Source organism: Mycobacterium sp. pW045 (genome assembly GCF_041287085.1).
Classification (GTDB): domain Bacteria; phylum Actinomycetota; class Actinomycetes; order Mycobacteriales; family Mycobacteriaceae; genus Mycobacterium; species Mycobacterium algericum_A.
This window is the reverse complement of the sequence record NZ_JBGGKU010000005.1, coordinates 207,890-224,506: the sequence shown is the minus strand read 5'-3', so window position 1 is coordinate 224,506 and position 16,617 is coordinate 207,890. Positions and strand designations below refer to the sequence as shown.

Annotated in this window: 16 protein-coding genes and 2 pseudogenes; 15 read left to right on the top strand and 3 right to left on the bottom strand. The window is 66.7% G+C overall.

Annotated elements, in window-relative coordinates:
- The first annotated feature begins 20 nt into the window (after positions 1 to 20).
- The 4 genes and pseudogenes from ACAG20_RS10320 to ACAG20_RS10305 all read left to right on the top strand — a co-directional run bounded on the left by ACAG20_RS10320 (position 21) and on the right by ACAG20_RS10305 (position 3,565).
- Positions 21 to 1,040 carry an SDR family NAD(P)-dependent oxidoreductase gene (locus tag ACAG20_RS10320; RefSeq protein ID WP_370492463.1) on the top strand — a complete coding sequence of 340 codons (1,020 nt, stop codon included), beginning with the start codon at positions 21 to 23 and terminating at the stop codon, positions 1,038 to 1,040.
- 35 nt (positions 1,041 to 1,075) lie between these two features.
- Positions 1,076 to 1,936, top strand: coding sequence for a mycofactocin-coupled SDR family oxidoreductase (locus ACAG20_RS10315; RefSeq protein WP_370492462.1), 861 nt, complete (start codon positions 1,076 to 1,078; stop codon positions 1,934 to 1,936).
- Between the two features lie 40 nt (positions 1,937 to 1,976).
- Positions 1,977 to 2,162, top strand: a pseudogene (locus tag ACAG20_RS10310) (ferredoxin); the annotation flags it as partial.
- Positions 2,163 to 2,224: 62 nt separating this feature from the next.
- Entirely contained in the window at positions 2,225 to 3,565 is a 1,341-nt protein-coding gene (locus ACAG20_RS10305) for a cytochrome P450 (protein ID WP_370492461.1), read from the top strand.
- Positions 3,566 to 3,651: 86 nt separating this feature from the next.
- On the opposite strand, the gene ACAG20_RS10300 is transcribed toward ACAG20_RS10305, so the two are convergent.
- Both ACAG20_RS10300 and ACAG20_RS10295 read right to left on the bottom strand, forming a co-directional pair.
- A complete protein-coding gene (locus ACAG20_RS10300; RefSeq protein WP_370492460.1) occupies positions 3,652 to 4,827 on the bottom strand; it encodes an acyl-CoA dehydrogenase family protein in 1,176 nt (391 codons plus the stop codon).
- Positions 4,811 to 5,818 (bottom strand): acyl-CoA dehydrogenase family protein, encoded by a 1,008-nt coding sequence (locus ACAG20_RS10295; RefSeq protein WP_370492523.1) that lies wholly within the window; start codon positions 5,816 to 5,818, stop codon positions 4,811 to 4,813. The genes ACAG20_RS10300 and ACAG20_RS10295 overlap by 17 nt, the downstream gene beginning before the upstream one ends.
- A 284-nt stretch (positions 5,819 to 6,102) precedes the next feature.
- Between ACAG20_RS10295 and ACAG20_RS10290 the strand changes: the two genes are divergently transcribed.
- From ACAG20_RS10290 to ACAG20_RS10275, 4 genes are read left to right on the top strand one after another with little or no spacing between them, the layout of a single operon-like run.
- Positions 6,103 to 7,191, top strand: a complete 1,089-nt coding sequence (locus tag ACAG20_RS10290) for an amidohydrolase family protein (protein WP_370492459.1) — start codon at positions 6,103 to 6,105, stop codon at positions 7,189 to 7,191.
- A gap of 29 nt (positions 7,192 to 7,220) precedes the next feature.
- Complete coding sequence (locus ACAG20_RS10285) at positions 7,221 to 8,363, top strand: amidohydrolase family protein (RefSeq protein ID WP_370492458.1); 1,143 nt, start codon at positions 7,221 to 7,223, stop codon at positions 8,361 to 8,363.
- Between the two features lies 1 nt (position 8,364).
- Positions 8,365 to 8,757 carry a Rieske (2Fe-2S) protein gene (locus ACAG20_RS10280; protein WP_370492457.1) on the top strand — a complete coding sequence of 131 codons (393 nt, stop codon included), beginning with the start codon at positions 8,365 to 8,367 and terminating at the stop codon, positions 8,755 to 8,757.
- Positions 8,758 to 8,774: 17 nt separating this feature from the next.
- Positions 8,775 to 9,641 carry an alpha/beta fold hydrolase gene (locus ACAG20_RS10275; protein ID WP_370492456.1) on the top strand — a complete coding sequence of 289 codons (867 nt, stop codon included), beginning with the start codon at positions 8,775 to 8,777 and terminating at the stop codon, positions 9,639 to 9,641.
- 5 nt (positions 9,642 to 9,646) lie between these two features.
- On the opposite strand, the gene ACAG20_RS10270 is transcribed toward ACAG20_RS10275, so the two are convergent.
- A complete protein-coding gene (locus tag ACAG20_RS10270) occupies positions 9,647 to 10,117 on the bottom strand; it encodes a hypothetical protein (protein WP_370492455.1) in 471 nt (156 codons plus the stop codon).
- Between the two features lie 29 nt (positions 10,118 to 10,146).
- Between ACAG20_RS10270 and ACAG20_RS10265 the strand changes: the two genes are divergently transcribed.
- The 7 genes and pseudogenes from ACAG20_RS10265 (at position 10,147) to ACAG20_RS10235 (ending at position 16,563) form a co-directional block, all read left to right on the top strand.
- Entirely contained in the window at positions 10,147 to 11,454 is a 1,308-nt protein-coding gene (locus ACAG20_RS10265) for an NADH-ubiquinone oxidoreductase-F iron-sulfur binding region domain-containing protein (protein WP_370492454.1), read from the top strand.
- Positions 11,451 to 11,645 (top strand): annotated as a pseudogene (locus ACAG20_RS10260) (ferredoxin); the annotation flags it as partial. The gene ACAG20_RS10265 and the pseudogene ACAG20_RS10260, both read left to right, overlap by 4 nt.
- An 11-nt stretch (positions 11,646 to 11,656) precedes the next feature.
- A complete protein-coding gene (locus ACAG20_RS10255) occupies positions 11,657 to 13,312 on the top strand; it encodes an OB-fold domain-containing protein (protein ID WP_370492452.1) in 1,656 nt (551 codons plus the stop codon).
- Positions 13,309 to 14,193, top strand: coding sequence for an alpha/beta hydrolase (locus tag ACAG20_RS10250; RefSeq protein ID WP_370492451.1), 885 nt, complete (start codon positions 13,309 to 13,311; stop codon positions 14,191 to 14,193). Before ACAG20_RS10255 ends, ACAG20_RS10250 begins: the two co-directional genes overlap by 4 nt.
- Positions 14,193 to 15,011 (top strand): NAD(P)-dependent oxidoreductase, encoded by an 819-nt coding sequence (locus tag ACAG20_RS10245; protein ID WP_370492450.1) that lies wholly within the window; start codon positions 14,193 to 14,195, stop codon positions 15,009 to 15,011. Before ACAG20_RS10250 ends, ACAG20_RS10245 begins: the two co-directional genes overlap by 1 nt.
- Positions 15,012 to 15,130: 119 nt before the next feature.
- The gene (locus tag ACAG20_RS10240) at positions 15,131 to 16,333 is read left to right on the top strand and encodes a cytochrome P450 (protein ID WP_370492449.1); all 1,203 of its coding nucleotides are present in this window, start codon (positions 15,131 to 15,133) and stop codon (positions 16,331 to 16,333) included.
- 11 nt (positions 16,334 to 16,344) lie between these two features.
- Complete coding sequence (locus ACAG20_RS10235) at positions 16,345 to 16,563, top strand: ferredoxin (RefSeq protein ID WP_370492448.1); 219 nt, start codon at positions 16,345 to 16,347, stop codon at positions 16,561 to 16,563.
- The last annotated feature ends 54 nt before the right edge of the window (positions 16,564 to 16,617 follow it).

Sequence of the window (16,617 nt, the reverse complement as noted above, 5' to 3'; positions counted from 1 at the left end):
CGAGGTAACTACATTCTCATGTGCGGCGAATCATACATCTCAAACGCGAGAATTCAAGCGGTCGCCGGAACCCCTCCGCGACGCGCTTCGGCCACACGAATTGCCGTCGGTCCAGCATTTTCCCTGCTGGGAGCGGGTTCGTTCGAGCCTTGCCAGAAACACTTGTACGAGAGTACGATTCTCATGCCTTGGAAGGGAGATTCTTTGTGAGCGAGACGGACCTCGTGCGGACCGCTGTCGTGACCGGGGGCGCCTCGGGTATCGGCGCGGCCGTGGCGAACCGGTTGCGCGCCGACGGCCACCGGGTGGCGATCATCGATCTCAAGCCCGGCGGTTCAGCGAGCCTCGACGGAGGAGAGGCGAAGCTGGGACCGGCGCATGAACACGGCGGTTCAGCGAGCCTCGACGGAGGAGAGGCGAAGCTGGGACCGGCGCATGAACCCGGCGAACAGGCGTTGGCCTTCGCTGCCGACGTCACCGATCGCGGGCAGATCGACGCCGCGCTGACACAGATCCGCGACCAGTTGGGGCCGGTCGGCATCCTCGTCAATGCCGCCGGGTTGGACGGTTTCAAGAAATTCAGCCACATCAGCTTCACCGATTGGCAACGGGTGATCGACGTCAACCTCAACGGCGTGTTCCACACCGTCCAGGCGGTGCTGCCCGACATGCTGGCGGCCGGCTGGGGCCGCATCGTCAACATCTCCTCATCCAGTACGCACTCCGGTACTCCTTATATGGCGCACTACGTCGCCGCGAAATCGGCCGTCAACGGACTCACCAAGACCCTCGCTCTGGAATACGGGCCCAACGGGATCACCGTCAACGCCGTACCCCCGGGTTTCATCGACACTCCGATGCTGCGCAACGCCGAGAGCCACGGCTTCCTCGGCGACATCGAGGACAACATCGCCCGCACGCCGGTGCGTCGCATGGGCAAGCCCGAGGACATCGCGGCGGCATGCGCATTCCTGGTCTCCGAGGAGGCCGGTTACATCACCGGGCAGATCCTCGGTGTCAACGGCGGTCGGAATACCTGAGTCAGACCAACTGTGCAATAACGAAAGGAACAGCTGTGGGACGCGTTGCCGGAAAGGTCGCATTCATCACGGGGGCAGCCCGCGGTCAGGGCCGCAGTCACGCACTGCGGCTGGCCGAGGAAGGCGCCGACATCATCGCCGTCGACCTGTGCCAGGACATCGAGACCATCGGCTATCCGATGGCGCGGCCGGAGGACCTCGAGGAAACCGCCAAGCTGGTCGAGAAGACCGGGCGCAACATCGTCACCGCACAGGCCGACGTGCGCGACGCGGCGGCGCTGCGGACCGCGCTGGACGCCGGGATCGCCCAGTTCGGCAAGCTCGACATCGTGGTCGCCCAGGCCGGTGTCGCCGGCATGAAGGGCGACCCGCCGCTGCAGGCGTGGATCGACGTCATCAACACCAACCTGGTCGGGACCATCAACGGCATCCAGGTCGCGCTGCCCCACCTGGGCGAGGGGGCGTCGATCATCGCTACCTCGTCGGCGGCCGCGCTGATGGACGCGCATCAGAAGGCCAATCCCGGCAACGACCCGGGCGGCATGGCCTATATGACCTCCAAACGCCTTATGGCGCAGTATGTTCACGACCTGGCCACCGAGTTGGCGGTACGCGGCATACGCGCCAACGTCATTCACCCGACCAACTGCAACACCGACATGTTGCAGAGCGAGCCGATGTACCGGTCCTTCCGCCCCGACCTGGATCACCCGACCCGCGCCGATGCCGAGCCGGTGTTCTATGTGCAGCAAGCGATGAAGGTGCCGTTCATCGAGCCCGAAGACATCTCGAATGCGGTGCTGTGGCTCGCATCCGAGGAGGCCCGGTACGTCACCGGCATGCAATTGCGAGTCGACGCCGGCGGATACCTGAAGTGGTACGACTACCACGTCTGAGGCGTGAATCACGGACATCGGCACGTTCGATAGGAGCAGCATGAAAGTTTGGGTTGACCCGGAGCGCTGTCAGGGCCACGGCCTGTGCAAGATGATCGCGCCGGATTCCTTCGACCTCGACGACATCGACGGTCACTCCACGGCGGTCAGCGAGGATGTCGCGACAGGTCAAGAGGAAGTGGTGATCGAAGCCATGCGATCGTGTCCCGAACGCGCGATCTTCGTCGACGGAAAGGACTCCACCGGCCAGGTCGCAACCGGTGCGGGGCAACCGGATTGGGCCGCACAGTGAACGAGCAGAAGAAGCAGCGCAACTACCATTTCGACCGCCATGCGCCGGAATACCGTGATCGGTTCCTCGACATCACCGACGAGATGCAGGCCAAGTGTCCGATGGCCTGGACCGATACCTACGACGGCCACTGGGTGGCGGCCGGTGCCGCGGAAGTCTTCGAGCTGGCCCGATGCCCGTACGTCTCCAACGACCACGACATCAACAACGAGCGTCGCGGCTACAAGGGCATCTCCATCCCGCCGGCCAAGCGCGCCCAGAATCGGGGCGGCGTCCTCGAGATGGACGGTGAGGAGCAGCAGTTCTACCGCGAGCTGCTCAACCCCTACATGTCACCCGCGGCCATCAAGCGCTGGATTCCGTTCATCAACGAGATCACGCGTGCGGCGATCAACGAGAAGATCGAGGACGGTCATATCGACTTCGTCGACGACCTGGCCAATGTCGTTCCGGCTGTCTTCACGCTGGCGATCCTGGGCATCCCGCTGAAGAACTGGACGATCTACTGCGAACCGGTGCACGCGGCGGTGTACACCCCCGAACACGACCCTGACTCGGTGCGCGTCGCCGACCTGCACCGGCAGATGGGTCTGGATCTGGCCACCAACTACTTTGAGGTCAAACAGAATCCGCGTCCGGGGATCGTCAACGCCCTGGCCCAGGCCGTGCGGAACGGTGAGCCGATCCCCGACCTCGACGGGCTCTCGATGGTGGGCGTGGTGATCGGCGGCGGCTTCGACACCACCACCGCGCTGACCGCTCACAGCCTGGAGTGGCTGGCCGAGCACCCGGAGGAACGGGAGCGTCTCAGTCGCGAGCGCGAGAAGCTGTTCAACCACGCCACCGAGGAGTTCCTGCGGTACTTCACGCCGGCTCCCGGTGACGGTCGCACCTTCTCCGAGGATGTCGAAGTGGCCGGGGTTCAGGTCAAGGAGGGTGAGCGGCTGTGGCTTTCCTGGGCGATGGCCAACCGCGACCCATCGGTGTTCGACGATCCCAACCGGCTCATCATGGACCGGAAGGGCAACCGGCACTTCAGCTTCGGCCTGGGTGTGCACCGCTGCATCGGTTCGCACGTCGCCCGTGCGGTGTTCCGGTCGATGATGCTCGCAGTGCTCGACCGGATGCCCGACTACCGCTGTGATCCCGCCGGCACCGTGCACTACGACACCATCGGTGTCATCCAGGGCATGCGGCATCTGCCGGCCACCTTCACGCCCGGCAAGCGCATCGGACCGGGGCTCGACGAGACCTTGGAGAAGCTGCAGCGGATCTGCGACGAGCAGGAGTGCGCCCGCCCGATCACCGAACGCAAGGAATCGGTGGTCATCGACTGAGTTCGTGCCGCCACTGTGCGGTTTCGTACGCGACACACCGCGGGGTGCGTACGAAACCGCACAGTGGGCGGAACACTTGGCGAGCTTCAGCCGCGCGGCAGTCCCAGCACCTGTTGGGCGATGACGTTGCGGTGGATCTCCGAGGTGCCACCGGCGATGGTCCCCGAGAAGCTGCGGGCGTGGCGCTCGAACCAGCTGGCAAAGTAGCTGTCCAGGTTCATCGGCGCATACCGCCCCGAATCCGCCGGATGCACCAGGGCCGACGCGCCGGCCGCGTCCAGCGCGTAACCCGAGGCGAACATCTCGGCTTCAGAACCGAGCAGTTTGAGCACCGACAGCGCGGGAACGTCCTCCTCGCCGCGGGCGGCCCGGGCCAGCGCCCGCGACCCCAGTAGCCGCAGCGCCTGGTAATCCATGACGGCGGTGGCGAACTGATCACGCTGCAAGGCGCCCTCGGGCCGGAAGTCGGCGATGAGGTTGTCGAGTCGGTCGGCGAAACCCAGCCACATCATGGTGCGCTCGTGCCCCAGCGATCCGTTGGCCACCCGCCAACCACCATTGAGCGGGCCGACGAGGTTCTCAGCCGGCACCCGCACATCGGTGAAGAACACCTCGTTGAAGTCTTTGTCGTCGATCCCGCAGACCGTGGGGAACGGCCGACACACCACCCCCGGGGTGTCGGTGGGGATCAACAGCACACTGATGCCCTTGTGCTTGGGCGCATCGGGATCGGTGCGCACGAACGTCAGCAGCACGTCGGCGTCGTGGGCACCGGAGGTCCACACCTTCTGGCCGTTGACGATGAAGTCATCACCGTCACGGTCTGCCCTGGTGCGCAACGACGCCAGGTCCGAGCCGGCGCTGGGCTCGCTCATCCCCAGCGACGCGGTGATCTCTGCCCGCAGAATCGGCACCGCCCAGCGCTGCTTCTGCTCATCGGTACCGAACGAAAGCAATGACGCCGCAATGATGTTGACGCCCTGGGGATTGAAGCTGTGATAAATCCGGCGTCGGCACAGCTCCTCGAGGTGCACGAACTGCTGCAACAATGTGGCGTTGCGGCCGCCGAACTCCGGCGGGTTGCCCGGTAGCAGCCAGCCGTTGTCGAACAGCAGCCGCTGCCAACGGCGCGCCCAATCCGGCATGTGCGACACCGAGCGGGGACGCTCCAGCGTGTCGGCCTTGTCGGGCAGATTCGCATCCAGGAAGGCGGCGAACTCGGCCCGGAACTCCTCGACCTCTGCGTCAAACGTGAGTTGCAAGATATTCCTCGGTGATGGCCGCGCGGTGTTCCGCGGCGCCGCCGAGCATCAGCTCGCCCGCCTTGGCCCGCTTGAGCGCGAACTGCAGGTCGTTCTCCCAGGTGAAGCCCATCGCACCGAACAGTTGCAGCCCGTGCCGGAACACCACCGACTGGCATTCTCCGGCCGCCGCCTTCGCCATCGCCGAGGCCATCCGCCGCCGCGGGTCGTCGGCCGCGATCGTCAGCGCCGCGAAGTACGCGAGTGCGCGGGCACGTTCGATCGCCACGTGCATGTCCGCCGCCTTGTGCTGGACGGCCTGGAACGAGCCGATCGGCACTCCGAACTGCTGACGACTGCGGACGTGTTCGAGCGCCAGGTCAAGGATGCGCTGGCAGGCACCGACCATGGTCATCGCCATGCCGGTGAGCGCCACATGGCGCCCCCGGTCTACGTCGACCCGGACCCGGTCGCTGTCGGGCACCTCGACGCCGGAGAAGAACAGGTCGGCCACATGCAGCGTCGGGTCGAACACCGAGGCCTTGCGGGCTGTGACCGCGGCGGCGTCAACCAGGAACACCCCGGCTTCGGTGACCACGGCCAACCGCTCGGCCCGGTCACCGTCGAGCACGTGCTGGGCGGTGCCCTCCAACACCCAGCCGGCGGCATTGCGGTACGCGGCCACGCCGCCGAAGACCGCGGCCCCGGTGGAACCGTCGGGACGATGACGCTCGCCGACCAACGGCGCGAACTGCGTCATGGTCGCCAGAAACGGCGTGGGGTCGGTGGCGCGGCCCAGCTCTTCGAGGACGATCGCCAGCTCCACGGCGGTTTCGGGCTCATGCAGCTCGGTCCAGCCCAAGTCCGCGTAGACCTTCCACAGCGAGTCGATCGCCTCGCCCGCTCCGTCTTCGGCGACGCTGCGCACCAACGCGGGTGTGCACTGCTTGCCGACCACGTCGCGCACCGTGCCCTGCCACAGACGCTGATCTTCGTCGAACTCCAGCAGCATTGCAGTCACCTCCTTCAGGCGCCGACCGAGAATAACATTCTCGATGCTGGATGTAACGATCTCATTCTGAGATAGCTTGCTGTCGCAGCGTATCGCGAGTCCAGCTGTCCAGCACCGCGGCTACCGGCGCCGGCCGGACGGAACAAAAGCGAGAATCCAGTTCTTGCCAGCAAAGAATACACCTATACAATGGGCCTCACCGGGAGTCGGCCTTCCCGGCGACTTTCCGCACGGCAGTCCGGGCGGGCGCAGAACTGGCGGTGACATGACGAAGGGCGGCGTTGATGATCGAACACTCGGATGGCGCCCGCACGCCGGTCATCGACGCCAGCGTGCACATCTTCGCGGCTTCCAACAAGGACCTGCGCGGCGTCCTGCGGGAGCCGTACCGTAGCCGGGGTTTCCCCGACTACGAGATGGATTGGTACGGCGCGCCGGGCGGCGAGTACGCGCCGGGCACCGAGGGCCCCGATCGCCAATACCCGGGTTCGGACCCCGACGTGGTGGCTCAGCATCTGTTTGCCGACCGCGGTGTCGACGTGGCCGTGCTGCACCCGATGACCCGTGGCGTGATGCCCGACCGGCACCTGGGTTCGGCGATCGCCGCGGCGCACAACGAGATCCTGGTGTCGCGCTGGCTGGACCACAACGAACACGGCGAGCGCTTCCGGGGCACCATCCGGGTCAACCCCGACGACATCGCCGGAGCTCTGCGCGAGATCGAGAGGTGGAAGAACCATCCCCGCGTCGTGCAGATCGGCGTGCCGCTGCAGTCGCGCGAGCTCTACGGCAAACCGCAGTTCTGGCCGCTGTGGGAGGCCGCCATCGACGCGGGCCTGCCGGTGGCCGCGCACATCGAGGTGGGGTCGGGGGTCGCCGCGTCCCCGACGCCGTCCGGGGTCCCCCGCACCTATGAGCACTACGTCAGCTTCATGGCGTGCAACTACCTGTACCACCTGATGAACATGATCGCCGAGGGCGTGTTCGAGCGGATGCCGTCGCTGAAGTTCGTCTGGGCCGACGGCGCCGCGGACCTGCTGACCCCGTTCATCTGGCGGATGGACACCTTCGGCAGGCCACACCTGGAGCAGACACCGTGGGCGCCCAAGATGCCCAGCGACTACCTGCCCGGTCACGTGTTCTTCGTGCAGGGCGCCATGGACGGTCCCGGGGACACCGAGTTCGCCGGAGAGTGGCTCGGCTTCACCGGCAAGGAGGACATGGTGATGTACGGATCGAGCTATCCGCACTGGCAGAGCAACGAGCTGGCCACACCGAGCGCGCTGCGCGCCGACCAACGCGACAAGCTGTGCTGGCTCAACGCCGGTCGGCTCTACGGCATCGACGTCGCGGCCCCCGCGGGCGCACACTAGAGAAACAGCTGGGATCAAAGGAGATCAGCATGACCGTGACAGCCACAGAGCGTAAGCCCGCGGCCGAGCGCGTCGCCGTGCGGTGTGTGGACTCCGACGTCCACCCGGTGCCGCGACGCGGCGACCTGACCCAGTACATCCCCGAGCCGTGGCGCAGCAAGTACTTTCTGACCCGACGTATCGGTGAGCAGATCTACTACGACGCCCCTGATTACGCGCATGCGTTCGCGATGCGCGTCGATGCGTTCCCGCCCGACGGCGAATTCCCGGGCAGCAGCCCCGAACTGGCGTTCAAGCAGCTCATCATGGAGGCCGGCTCCGACTTCGCGATCCTGGAACCCGCCGCCTACCCCGCCCGTTTCCCCGAAGCCCAGCACGCCATGTCGTGCGCGCTCAACGACTGGCAGGCCAACCACTGGCTGGACGGTCACAACAACTGGCATCAGCGGTGGCGCGGCTCGATCTGCGCCGCGATCGAGGACCCCGCCGGCGCCGTCGCCGAGATCGAGAAGTGGGCGGGCCACCCCTACATGGCGCAGGTGTTGATCAAAGCCGAGCCGCGGCCGTCGTGGGGGGACCCCAAGTACGACCCGATCTGGGCGGCGGCGACCAAGCACGACATCACCGTCAGCTGTCACCTGTCCCGCAGCCACCATGAAGAGCTGCCGATGCCGCCGGTGGGCATGCCCAGCTACAACCACGACTTCATGGTCACCTACTCGCTGCTGGCGGCCAACCAGGTGATGAGCCTGGTGTTCGACGGGGTCTTCGACCGGTTCCCGACACTGCGCATCGTGCTCGTCGAACACGCCTTCACCTGGATTCTGCCGCTGATGTGGCGCATGGACGCCATCTATGAGGCCCGCAAGTCCTGGCTGGACATCAAGCGCAAGCCCAGTGAATACGTCAAGGACCACATCAAATTCACCACCCAGCCGCTGGACTACCCGGAGGACAAGACCGAACTGTCGCGGGCGCTCGAATGGATGGAATGCGACAAGATCCTGCTGTACTCCTCGGACTACCCGCATTGGACGTTCGACGACCCACGCTGGCTGGTCAAACACCTGCCGAAGGCCGCCCGCGAAGCGGTGATGTTCAGAAACGGCCTGGCGACCTACCACCTGCCGGACACCGTCCCGGCCCTCGAGGGTCAGGTGCGGGTGTTCTAGGATGAGCCACGACGATCAGCGGCCCCGGCTGGCCCAGGGCCGAGAGCACATCGTTGCCACCGTCGACGAAATCCCGCCCGGTACAAAGAAACTGGTTCCGATCGGCCACCACGGTGTCGGTGTCTACAACATCAACGGGACGTTCTACGCGATCGCGAACTTCTGCCCGCACCAGGGTGGCCCGTTGTGTTCCGGGCGGTTACGCGGCAGAACCGTCGTCGACGAGAGCTTGCCGGGTGACGCCACCATGATCCGCGACCTGGAATACATCTACTGCCCCTGGCACCAATGGGGTTTCGAGCTCGCAACCGGCACCACCGCGGTCAAACCCGAGTGGAGCATCCGCACCTACCCGGTGCGGGTGGTCGGCAACGACGTCCTGGTCCAGGCCTAACACAACGGGAGTAATCGATGGCGTCTGTCGAGATCAACGGCGGAAACGTTGTCTACGAAATCCTCGGCAACACAGGTGATCTGATTGTCCTGACACCCGGCGGCAGGTTCTCCAAGGAGATTCCTGGGCTACGGCCACTCGCCAATGCCCTGGTCGACGGCGGCTACCGGGTGCTGCTGTGGGATCGCCCCAATTGCGGGGCATCGGATGTGCAGTTCTACGGTCAGTCCGAATCGCACATGCGCGCCGAAACCCTGCACGGGTTGCTCACCGCCCTGGACGCCGGACCGTGCATCATCGCCGGGGGCTCCGGCGGTGCGCGGGACTCGATGCTGACCACCATGCTCTACCCGGAGTTGGCCACCAAGTTGGTGCTGTGGAACATCGTCGGCGGCGTCTACGGCACGTTCGTGCTGGGGTCCTACTACGTGGTGCCCAACATCCTGGCGGTGCGGGGCAGCGGTGTGCCGGCGCTGCTGAACGTCCGCGAATGGCAGGAACGCATCGAGGAGAACCCGAACAACAAGCAGCGGTTGCTCGACCTGGACGCCGACGAGTTCCTCAAGGTGATGCTGCGCTGGCTCAACGCGTTCGTATCCAAGCCGGGACAGACGATTCCGGGGGTCGACGACGAGATGTTCGATCGGATCCGGGTTCCCACGCTGATCATCCGCGGCGGCGAGAACGACTGGGACCACCCCAAGCGCACCTCCCTGGAAGTGAACTGTCTGATCAAGGGTTCCGAGTTGATCGACCCGCCTTGGCCGGAGGACGCCTGGGAACGGGCGGCCGAAGAACGCGCCGCCGGAAAAGTGAGCCACTTCAACATGTTCGACACCTGGGTGCAGGCCGCTCCGGCGATCCTGGAATTCCTGGGCCGCTGATGAGATCAGCGGGTATGGATGTGAACCTCGCAGTTCAGCGACGCCTCCAACGCGGTGTGGATGCGGCTCTCGCCGACCCGCGCCATATCCGGTTCGTCCAGCGTCACATGGACGACATCCAGGCCGTCCGCTCCGGCCGTCCGGGAGATCTCGCCCGTCAGTCCCAGCCCGGCGAGTACCCCGTGCACGTCGTCATCGGTGCCCCGGCTCACGTAGGTCACCACGCCGGCCACCGGAACGGTATTAAATGCCTTGGCGCACAGCTGCATACCGGTATCGATGATGTCCGTGTCGGTGCCGGTGATCAGCAGGCGGACCTGGCGCCGGCCCACCGGCATAGCGGCAAGGCTGGTGTCCACCACGTCGATGTCGGTCTGCCGGGCCAGGTCCCGCAGCGTCGCCATCCCGACGGTCAACTGTTCGGGTGCCAGCCGCCCACCGGGGTCGACATCGATGCGCACCACCGCTGTTCTCACGTTCGCGAGCCTAACCAAACGAGGTGGCAATGACGACCAGCAGCACACCCACCGCCGATGTCGGTGACTTCACCGTCGCCGCCTGGCCGGGCTGCATGCCGCGCCTGCTGCGTGAGGGTGCAGAAGACGGTGCGTGTTATGTCGCCGACGGTGGCTACCGACCGCTGTCCGACCCGGAAGCGTTGCTCGCCGAGGTTCATCGCAGTGGGCTGCTGGGGCGCGGCGGGGCGGGTTTCCCGCTGGCGGTCAAATTGGCCTCGGTGCGTGACCGGGCCCTGCGCGGCCGGGACGCCGTCGTCATCGCCAACGGCGAGGAGGGCGAACCGGCGTCGATCAAGGACCGCTGGCTGTTGCGCAATCGCCCGCATCTGGTGCTCGACGGGCTACGGCTGGCCGCGCAGACGGCGCGAGCCTCGCGGGCGTATGTCTACGTCTCCGATCCGGCGGCGGCACGTAGCGTCGAGGACGCGCTGGGCGAGGTCGCACCGGAATTGCCGGGCGAGCTGACGATCAGCGTGTTCACCGTGGAACCGGGATATGTGGCCGGTGAGGAGACGGCAGCGGTGCGGGCGATCAACGGCGGCCCGGCAAAACCGAGCGACAAACCGCCTCGTCCCTATCAGCGGGGCGTCGCGCAACGCCCGACGCTGGTCTCCAATGTCGAGACGTTGGCGAACCTGCCGTACCTGCAGCGCCACGGCGCGACGGCGTTCCGCTCAGCGGGTACCGACGCATCGCCGGGAACGTTCCTGGCGACGGTAACCGGTGGCGGTCGCGCGCCGGTGCTCTACGAGCTTCCGCACGGTGTGGCCATCGCCGAACTACTCGGCGTGCACGGGATCCCGGCCGAGCAGGTACGCGGGCTACTGATGGGCGGTTACTTCGCCGGTCTGCTCAACCGCGACGGGCTGGATGCCACGTTGGACCACGAGACCCTGCGTGCCGGTGGCAGCGGTCTGGGCTGCGGAGCGATGGCCGTTCTCACCGACGATTGCCCGGTGGCGGTCGCCGCCTCGGTCCTGGCCTACTTCGGCCGGGAGAACGCCGGACAGTGCGGGTCGTGTTTCAACGGCACCGTGGCGATGGCGGCCGTGGCCGAAGCGCTGCGGGACGGGGTCGCGACCGGCGAGGACGTCGAGCGATTGCAGCGGTGGGCCGGGGTCCTACCCGGGCGCGGTGCCTGCGGGACGCTCGACGGCGCCACCACGGTGGCGGCGAGCCTGCTGACCCGGTTCCCGGACTTGGTCGCCGGCCACCTGGCCGGCACCTGCGACACCTGCCGCGGTGGTGCCTTCCGCGCCGAACGCCCGTACGCGGTCGAGGAGTTGACGGCATGAAGATACGGCTGGATCGCACGCTGTGCGACGGGTTCGGCTACTGCGCCAAACACGCCCCGAAGTACTTCTCACTCGACGACTGGGGTTATGCCTCCATGACCGGCGACGGCACCGTCGACCCGGCCGACGAACGCGACGTCACGCGCGCGCTGCTGGACTGCCCGGTGCACGCCATCATCGAGATCACCGAGGACGACGAAGCATGAGTACACCCGGACGCCCGCTGCCGGCGATCACCATGGACAACGAGTTCTTCTGGACCGCGGGCGCCGACGGGGTGCTGCGCCTGCAGGAATGCCGGGACTGCACGGCGCTGATCCATCCGCCGCAACCGGTGTGCCGCTACTGCCGGGGTACCGACATGGGTGTGCGTGAGGTCTCCGGACGCGCCACCCTGGCCGGGTTCACCGTCAACCACCGGTTCAGCCTGCCGGGTATGCCGGCGCCGTATGTGGTGGCGCAGGTGGCGATCAACGAGGATCCCCGGGTTCGGCTGACCACCAACATCATCGAGGCCGACCCCGGCGAACTCGAGCTGGGCCAACAGCTGGAGGTGGTCTTCGAGCACATCGAGGACGTGTGGCTGCCGCTGTTCCGGCCGGTAGCGGACAACTCCGAGTCCAAACCGCTGCCCACCGACGAGATCCCCCCCGAGGACTTCGCGCAGCACGTGCGCCCGATGGCCAGCGCCGACAAGTTCGAGGACAAGTCGGCGATCACCGGGGTCGGCGCTTCACGACTGGGCCGCCGGCTCATGGCCGCACCGCTGGCGCTGACAGTGGAGGCCTGCCAGGCAGCCGTCGCCGATGCCGGGCTGAGCTTCGATGACATCGACGGGCTCTCAACGTATCCGAGCTTGGACGTAGCCGGCATGGGCGAAGGCGGCGTTACGGCGTTGGAGGGCGCTTTGGGATTGCGCCCGACCTGGATCAACGGAGGCATGGACACCTTCGGGCCCGGTGGCTCGGTGATCGCCGCGATGATGGCCGTCGCCACCGGACTGGCGCGCCATGTGCTGTGTTTCCGAACCGTGTGGGAATCAACGTTCAGCGAGCTGCTCAAAGCCGGCAAAGCCTCCCCGCCGGGCGGACGGCGCACGAACAGCTGGCAGATGCCGTTCGGGGCCACCTCGGCGGCCCACACGTTGGCGCTCAACGCCCAACGGCACTTCCACCGCTACGGCACCACCCGCGAGACACTCGGCTGGATCGCGCTGAACCAGCGGGCCAACGCCGCGCTCAACCCGACCGCGATCTACCGCGACCCGATGAGCATGGACGACTACCTGTCGGCTCGGATGATCACCACGCCGTTCGGGCTCTATGACTGCGATGTGCCCTGCGATGGCGCGGTGGCGGTGATCGTATCGGCCGTCGACGCCGCCCGCGACCTGGCCAAACCACCGGTGCTGGTGGAGGCCGTCGGCACCCAGATCATCGAGCGGACGGACTGGGACCAGAGCACACTGACCCATGAACCGCAGGTGCTGGGCCAGGCCGCCCATCTGTGGACCCGCACGTCGCTGCGCCCGGCCGATGTCGACGTGGCCGAGCTCTACGACGGCTTCAGCTTCAACTGCCTGTCGTGGATCGAGGCGTTGGGGTTCTGCGGTGTCGGCGAGGCCAAGAGCTTTCTGGACGGCGGTGCCAACATCACCCGCGACGGGGTGCTGCCGCTGAACACCCACGGCGGTCAGCTCTCTCACGGACGCACCCACGGAATGGGGTTGATCCACGAAGCGGTCACCCAGTTGCGCGGCGAGGCCGGCGACCGCCAGGTGGCCGGCGCCCGCGTCGCGGTGGCCAGCAGCGGCGGGTTGACCCCCAGCGGGGTCATATTGCTGCGGTCGGACACATGACCCCACTCGTGCGCCCGCGGATGGTCAACGCCGGCGGGGTACCGATGTCGGCACTGTTGGCCGAGGTTGCCGATCCGCGCGCCGTGCTCGTCGCATTTCACGGCGGCGGGACGACGTCGGTGTATTTCGACTGCCCGGGCCAACCGCAACTATCACTGCTGAGAGTCGGTGCGGCACTGGGCTACACCGTGATCGCGCTGGACCGGCCCGGCTACGGCTCCTCGGCGCTGTATCCCGAGGCGGTGACCGATCCCGAGCATCGCGTCGAGTTGGCTTACCGGGCCATCGAGGCGATCCTCGGGGACCTGCCACGCGGCTCCGGACTGTTCCTGCTGGGCCATTCCAACGGTTGCGAGCTGGCGTTGCGGATGGCCGCCGATGCGCGGGGCGCCGCGTTGCTCGGACTGGAACTGGCCGGCACCGGGCTGCGCTACCAGGCCGCCGCGGCGCAAGCCTTGAGCAACGCCGGGCCCGGCGGGCGACCGGTCGGCCTGCGCGAACTGCTCTGGGAGCCGGCGTCGCTGTATCCCGAAGCGGTGCTGCGCGGGATCACCAACGCGTCGCCGGGTACGCCGTACGAGGCCGCCATGGTGGCCGGTTGGCCGCGCACCGACTTCCCGGCGCTGGCCGGCCGCATCCGGGTTCCGGTCCGCTTCACGTTCGCCGAACACGAGAAGATCTGGCAGGCCGACCCGGCCGCGCAGCGCGATATCCGCGACATCTTCACCGCCGCGCCGAGTTTCACCCCCAATCAACAGGCCGGGTCCGGGCACAACCTCAGCGTCGGGTTCGGCGCGGAGGACTACCACCGGTCGGTGCTGTCGTTCGTCGAGAAATGCGCCGCGACCGTCGGCGCCGCGCGGGATTCGGAGGTCAGTTGATGCGCATCGGTTTCATCGGACTCGGCAGCCAAGGTGCGCCGATGGCGCGGCGGATCGCCGAAGGGGGCTACCCGACGACGCTGTGGGCCCGACGTCCGGGCACGCTGGAACCCTTCTCCGACACCGCGGCCGAAGTCGCCGACTCGCCGGCGGACCTGGGCCGGGCCAGCGATCTGGTCTGCCTGTGCGTGGTCGGCGACGCCGACGTCGAGGAAGTGGTCAACGGTGAGAACGGTGTGCTGGCCGGAATGCAGTCCGGCGGCGTCATCGCGGTGCACAGCACCGTGCACCCCGACACGTGTCGGCGGCTGGCGGAAAAAGCCGCAGCCAAGGGTGTTTCGGTGATCGACGCACCGGTCAGCGGTGGTGGTCCGGCCGCCGAGGCCGGCACGCTGCTGGTGATGGCCGGCGGCGACGACGACGTGGTGGAGCGCTGCCGCCCGGTGTTCGAAACCTACGCCGATCCCGTGGTGCATCTCGGCGGGCTCGGTTCCGGGCAGGTGACCAAGTTGCTCAACAACCTGTTGTTCACCGCCAATCTCGGTACCGCCGCGACGGCGCTGGCGTTGGGTGAACAGCTCGGGGTTGCCACCGATCGGCTCGCCGAGGTGGTGTCGCGGGGCAGTGCCAACAGCTTTGCGCTCAACAGCATCCGCGGATCCGGCGGCACGCTGGACCGGCTCGCGGGGCTGGCCGGGGCACTGTTGCGCAAAGACGTGCGGCTGGTGGCCGACCTGGCGCAGCACGCGGCGGCGACGCCCGGGGCGGTGCTGGAGGCCGCCGACGCGGCGCTGGCGCTGATGGATCATCCTCGGTGACGTCGGGGACTTCCCGATTATCCTTCCGGTATCGACCCGTATGCCTTACAGTTGGCTATACGGTCTAACGCCCGGTCGCCGCGTTTTCCAGCCGCTTTCCGGCCGCTGAGGAGGATTCAATGACCAAGCCGAAACTCGTTTTCGACCCGTTCTCCGAAGAGTATTTCAACGATCCGTTCGACATCTATCGGCGGATGCGCGTCGAGGCTCCGCTCTACTACGACGAGAAGGAAGACTTCTACGCGCTGACCCGGCACGAGGATGTGGCGGCGGCGCTCAAGGACTTCGAGACCTATTCGTCGTCCCGGGGCTGTGACCTGGCGATGGTACGGGCCGGCGAACCACCGCAGAAATCCATCATCTTCATGGACCCGCCCGAACACCGACACCTGCGCAGCCTGCTCAACAAGGCGTTCACCCCCCGGGCGATGCAGGCGCAGCGCGAAACCATCGTCGAGCAGGTCGAGCGATTCCTGCGCGCCGCCGACCCGGAGCATTTCGACGTGGTGCAAGACTTCTCCGGGCCGTTCCCGGTGGAGGTCATCACCCGGATGGTCGGGGTTCCCGACGAGTACCGCCAGCAAGTGCGGCACTGGATCGACACCTCGCTGCACCGCGAGCCGGGGCAGATCGAGGTCAGCGCCGAAGGCATGCAGGCCAACATGGAGACCGCGATGTATTACTACGGTCTGGTTCAGGAGCGGCGCACCGACCCGCAGGACGACATGCTCAGCAGGCTGATCGCCGCCGAGATCCCCGGCGAGGACGGCCAGCTGCGCCGGCTGGATGACATCGAGATCACGGCATTCGCAACGCTACTGGGCGGTGCCGGCGCCGAGACCGTCACCAAGCTGGTCGGCACCGCGGCGGTGACCTTCGCCCGCAACCCGGAGCAGTGGCAGAAACTGCTCGACGACCGTAGCAAGATTCCGGCCGCGGTGGAGGAACTGCTGCGCTACGAGGGGCCGGTGCAGTACAACGTCCGCTACACGCTCAAAGAGGCGCACGTCAGCGGTGGCACCATCCCGGCGGGCAAGCCGGTGTTCTTGCTGAACGCCGCGGCGAACCGCGATCCGGACGCGTTCACCGACGCCGACACCTTCGACATCGACCGCGACCAGACCGAGGCGCAGCATCTCGGCCTCGGGTACGGGATCCACAGCTGCCTCGGCGCGGCGCTGGCCCGGATGGAGAGCGCCATCGCACTGGAGAAGCTGCTGGACTTCATGCCCCGCTATGAAGTGGATTGGGATGGGCTGCAGCGCGTCCACATGCAGAACGTCTCGGGGTGGCTCAACGTCCCGGTGCGCGTGGTCCGGTAGGGATTCGGCGAATGACCAAACGGAAAGTCGTCGTCGACTACGGGTTGTGCGAGGCCAATGCGATCTGCATGGGCATCAACCCGGAGGTTTTCCATCTCGACGACGAGGACACCTTGCACATCCTCAAGCCCGATGTCACGCCGGAGAGCGAACACGACATCAATGAAGCGGTCCGCCGGTGCCCGCGGCAGGCGTTGTCGATCGTCGAGGTCGACGACGATCAGGACTGAGCGGGGACTCCAACAGATTTCGAACGTTCTTGCTGGGCCTATAACGGCCTGAGA